1 protein-coding gene is annotated in these 2,004 nt (G+C 72.4%); it reads left to right on the top strand.

The annotated features are described in order from the left end of the window. On the top strand, window positions 1–1,856 hold a 1,856-nt coding region (locus tag AB0D93_RS41515), incomplete at its 5' end, for a serine hydrolase (RefSeq protein WP_362131953.1). Between the last annotated feature and the right edge of the window lie 148 nt (window positions 1,857–2,004).

Raw genomic sequence — 2,004 nt, 5'->3', positions numbered from 1 at the left:
ATGCCGGGCGTGCGGGGTTGACGGCGGAGCGGTTTGTGCCGGATCCGTTCGGGGGTTCGGGTGGCCGTTTGTATCGCACGGGTGATGTGGTGCGGGTGCTCCCGGACGGCAACGTCGACTTCATCGGGCGGGCTGACATGCAGGTCAAGATCCGGGGTTACCGGATCGAACCGGAAGAGATCCAGGCGGTCCTGGCGGACCATCCCGCGGTGCGGGAGGTCACGGTCGTCGCGCGGGGGGACCAGCCCGGTGACAAGCGGCTGGTGGCCTACTACGTGCCTGCCGACGGGCCGGTCCCGGCGGAGGAGCTGGCCGGATTCTGCGGAGTGCGGCTGCCCGCCTACATGGTTCCGGCCGCCTTCGTGGAACTCGAGGCCATGCCGCTGAACGCCAACGGCAAGATCGACCGCCGAGCCCTCCCGGAACCCGACTTCGAGGCCCCGGACGCCGGACGCCAGTACGTCGAACCGGCCACGCCCACCGAGCGTCGGCTCGCCGACATCTGGGCCGAGGCGCTGGGCCGGGAACGGGTCGGGGCCGAGGACAACTTCTTCGACCTCGGCGGACACTCCATCCTGATCATCAAGGTGGTCTCGGCGGCCCGCCAGGCGGGCCTCCCGCTCTCACTGTTCATGCTCTACCAGCACGCCACCCTCCGCGGTCTGGCCACCGAGGTCGACGCGGCCATGGCGGCCGAAGCGGCACAGGCACCGCAGGACCAGGAGGAGAGGGAGGACCAGAGGGACCAGAGGTACAAGGGGGACAAGGCGGCCGAGCAGCAGGGAGCGGGCCGGCAGAAGCGGCGACAGGCGGACCCGGCCGCGGACCTGGACACCCTTCTCGGTGGCATCGACCTCGGCGTGGTCCCCGGCGTGAGCGTCGCGGTGATCGAGGACGGCGACCTCGTGGCCGTCGAGGCCGCCGGCACGCTCCTCGCCGGCGGAGCCGACCCGGTGACACCCGAGACCGTGTTCCAGGTCGGTTCGGTGAGCAAGCACGTCGTCGCCCTCGGTCTGCTGCGCCTGGCCGACCAAGGCGTGATCGACCTCGACGAGGACGTCAACAGGTACCTCACGTCCTGGCGGGTGCCCGGCTCCGACGGGACCGAGCCGCCTCGCATCACCAGCCGTCAGCTGCTCGGTCATCTGTCGGGGCTGCTGCCGACGCCCGGCAAGGGCTACCTCCCCGGTACGCCCGTGCCCTCGCTCCTCGACCTGCTCAACGGCCGGACGCCCGACGGCATCCCGGCGGTGTGCACCGACCTGGCGCCGGGCGAGCTCTTCCGCAAGGCGAACGTGCACTACTCCGTGCTGCAGCAGGTGATGACCGACGTCACCGGCGAGTCCTTCCCGGAGCTGATGCGGGCCCTGGTCCTGGATCCGCTGGGGATGACGGGCAGCAGCTTCGAGCAGTCCTTCCCGGAGACCTCGGGCAGGCCCGTGGCCCTCGGTCACGACGAGGAGGGCCGGGCGGTCGACGGAGGCTGGCGCGTCCGCGCCGACATGGCCGCCGCGGGCCTGTGGGCCACCGCGGCCGACCTCGCCAAGGTCGCGCTGGAGGTCCGACGGTCCTTCCTGGGCCGACCGCTGGCGCTGCTCGCGCGACAGACGGCGCGACAGCTGCTCACCCCGCACGAGGGCAGCTTCTACGGGCTGGGCACGGTGGTCGACGTCACGGCCGGAGACGAGGTCCAGTTCGGCCATGGCGGTGAGCCGGTCGGCTACCAGGCGTTGACGATGGCACGCGTTCGGCAGGGCAGCGGCGTCGTCGTCCTGGCCAACAGCAGTGGGGCCAAGGACCTGGTGAAGGCCGTCGCCGACACGGTGGCGTCCGGCGGATCCATCCCGTCGGTCTGACGCCGGTTCCCGTTTCGGCCGTCGAAGCCGCGCCGGGCCTGCGGCAGTCCCCCCTGCCGCGGGCCCGGCGCTTCCTCGGGGACACCCCCGCGCCCCGGGGGGCCCCGGGGGTGGCGGCCCCCCCCCCCCAACCCGAAGAGGGCGCCCC

It is taken from the genome of Streptomyces sp. NPDC048191, from assembly GCF_040652655.1.
Classification (GTDB): domain Bacteria; phylum Actinomycetota; class Actinomycetes; order Streptomycetales; family Streptomycetaceae; genus Streptomyces.
The sequence above is the reverse complement of the archived record's forward strand: the minus strand, read 5'-3'. Positions and strand labels throughout refer to the sequence as shown.